This window comes from Angustibacter aerolatus, from assembly GCF_054776675.1.
Window position 1 is genome coordinate 1 of sequence record NZ_BAAHBM010000158.1, and the last position, 3,211, is coordinate 3,211.

1 protein-coding gene is annotated in these 3,211 nt (G+C 79.0%); it reads right to left on the reverse strand.

The annotated features are described in order from the left end of the window. On the reverse strand, positions 1-3,211 hold a 3,211-nt coding region (locus ACYVI6_RS18350; RefSeq protein WP_460447740.1), incomplete at both ends, for a hypothetical protein.

Consider the following 3,211-nt stretch of genomic DNA (forward strand, 5'->3'; position numbering starts at 1 on the left):
CCAGCACGTCGACCTGGTGCGGCCGCAGCAGCGCGCCCGAGGCCGCCGCCAGCTGCGCCGCCGCCCCCGCACCGCCGACCCGCGGCGTGGCCGCGCCGACGACCAGCTCGGCCAGGTCGGCCTCGGTGGCGACGCCGTCCCACGGCGGCGTCCACATCGCCTGCGCGACCTCCGGCCGGTCCCAGAGCACGGCGTCGACGCGCGCGGTGGCGCGCAGGCCGAGGCTGCGGCGGATGCCGACCAGCCGGCGCCCGAACCACGGCGTCCACCGCCCGTCGGCCACGACCTGGGCGGCGTCGGGCACCGTGGCGGGCAGCGCGCGCAGCGCGGTCTGCAGCGTCCAGAGCCAGAACCGGTCCGTCGGCTGCGAGGTCCACGGCAGGCCCGGCACGCTCGACGACGGCCACGGGGTACCGGTCGGGCCGACCCGCGCCGGGCGCGGCACGACGTCCGGGCCGGCGTGCCAGAGGTGGCTGCCCGGCGGGGTCCCGTCGGGGTGCGGGCCGGGCAGGCCGCTGGGGGTGCGGTGGTCCCGGTCGCGCTCGGCGGCCCAGTCCGACTGCCACGACCGGCGCGGCAGGCCCGGCGTGAAGAGCGGGTCGGCCGTCGGCGTCGGGAGCACCTGGCGGGTGTCGGTGGGCACCGCCCGCAGGTAGGTGGTGGCCGTCAGCGGCTGGTCCAGGTCGACCTCGAACACCCCGCGGGCCTGGAGGGCGACGCGCAGCAGGCGCAGCGGCTGCTGCGGGCCGGGTCTGGGCCAGACGCCGATCGCGAGGTCCTGCGCGGCGGCATGCGGCAGGCCGTTCGCGTACTGCCGCCACACCCAGGTCGGCGGGGTGGCCGGCGGGCCGGCGGCCCCGGGGGTGAGCCGCCCCTGCCAGACGCCCGTGGTGGTGCCGACGAACACCGACGTCGGGTCGGCGGGGTCGACGACGACCGCGTACGCGGGCGAGCGGGTGCCGGGTGGCACGGCGCCGAGCCCGGTCGGGTGGCAGGTGCCGGCACCGTCCCAGAACCAGAGCGGCTCGCGGCGGTCGCTGGTCGCGACGTACAGCGCGCCGGTGGCCGGGTCCTGGACGGCCAGGTCGTTGCAGATGCCGAGCCCCGGCAGCCCGGGGCCGGCGACCGCGGGGGGCGTCGTGGCGGGCAGCGGTGCGGGCGGCGGCGTCCGGTCGACGACCGTGGTCGGCGTCCAGCGCGTCGCCCCGGTGTCCTCGAGCTGGTAGAGGCGCCCCTGCATCAGCACCAGCAGGTGCGTGGGGTCGCGCCAGCGCAGCGCCCGGACGCCGGTGCGCGGGATCGTCGACCCCCACCGCGGCGGTCCCGGGTCGAGCCGGTCCTGCGTCAGGGCCGTGCCGCCCGTCGCGTCCTGCCGCCGCGGGTCGGTGCCGGTCGGGAGCGTCACCCAGGCCCGCCGCCACGACGACCCGGTCCAGGTGCTCGCGGCCCAGCGCTCGCTCAGCCAGACCCGGTCGGTGCCGACCGCGAGCCGGGTGACCGGGGCGGCGGGCGCCGCGGGGGCGGTGCGGACGACGGCCGGCGCGCTGTAGAACGCCGACCGGCCGCTCTCGGCGTCCGACGCCGCCTGGGTGCTCGGGCTGCGCCAGGTCGGCGAGACGTTCAGGTTCGTGTCGTCGTACCAGGCGCTGTCCGTCGCCTGCACCACGAACCGGCCGGGCGCACCGGGGTCGAAGGCGACGCCGCCGCCGTCCCCCACCTGGGCGGCCTGCACCCACAGCGACTCCCCGACCCGCAGCTGACCGCCGTTGTCCTGCATCCCGGCCAGCAGCACGCCGGGCGACAGTGGGTGGGTCCCGAGGAACCCCGGCTCGGTGACGGCCATGCCGCCCGAGCGGGTGCGGAAGGTGCCGAGGTCGCCGTCCCGGGTGGAGCGGAACAGACCGCCGTCGCAGCCGACCAAGACGTGCGGCACCGTGGCCCCCGTCGGCGTCGACCAGTGCACCCGGTGGACGTCGGCGTGCACCTCGGACCCGATCCAGCTGGCGTCGTCGGACTCGCCGCCGACGTAGCTGGTGCGCGCGGTGGGGTGCCCCGGCCCCGGCAGCCGCACCCGCAACCGGTACATCGCCGCCGGCCACCCGCCGCCGTGCACGGCGCGCGAGCTGGCGACCGCCGCCCCCGCCACCACCACGACGAGCGGGTCCCGGGGGTCGACGGCGATCGCGCAGTCGTAGTCGGACTGGTCGCCGGTCACGCCGAAGAGCCGGTTCGGCAGCCCGCGCACCGCCATCGCCGTCGGGGCGGCGGCGGCGCCGTCGACCCGCCACAGCCGCGGGCCGGACCCCAGCACGTACAGGACGTCGGGGTGCGCCGGGTCGGCGGCGAGCGAGAGCCGGCTGACGCCCGTGCTCGGCGCCGCACCCGGCAGCGGCACGCGGGTGAAGGCGGCACCCGCCTCGCTGCACCAGAGCCCGTACCCGGGTGCCGCGCCGTCGACGGCGACGAGCCACCGCCGGCTGCCGTGGGTGGTGCCGGTGGTCGTGGCGGGCGTCCACGCGGCGTCCGTGACCCGCACCTGCGACGAGGTGATGAGGCCCGGGATCTCCCAGTCGGGCACCACGACGAGCGACCAGGGGTCGGTGCCGGCGGCGGCCGCCGGATCGTGCGACCACGCGCCGGCGGTGGTGGCGGCGAGCAGGCTGCGCGGTGCGGCCGGGTCGGCGACGACGCGCAGCATCCCCTGGCCGGCCAGGGTCGGCGCCTGCGGCGGGTCCCACGGGTCGGCGTCGGGGTGGTCGAGCACCAGCTGCACCGGACCGACCGCGTGCAGGATCCCCACGCCCCCGTAGCGCCCGACGTAACCGCTGTCGCTCGGCCCGGTGACGGCGTCGCCGGTGCCCAGCCACACCTCGTCGTCCGCCGCGGTGGCGCCGAACCGCACGTGCACCGCGCCGCAGGCCAGGGCGTGCGACGACGCGCGCACCGTGCTCGCGTCGACCGTGCCGAACCGGCCCACCTGCTGCCAGTGCCCGCCGGCGTCCGGGCTGTACCAGAGGCCGCCGAGCGCGCTGGCGGCGTAGACCCGGGCGCCGTCGGCGGAGACGGCGAGGTCGTTGACCCGGCCCGCCACGCGGACGCCGGAGTCGACCAGGCCGCGCAGCGTGGCGGCCGGGCCGAGCGGCTGCCAGCGGGCGTCCGCGCCGGTCGGGGGCGCGAAGGCCGGGACGGGCGCGGACGCCCGCTGGCAGCC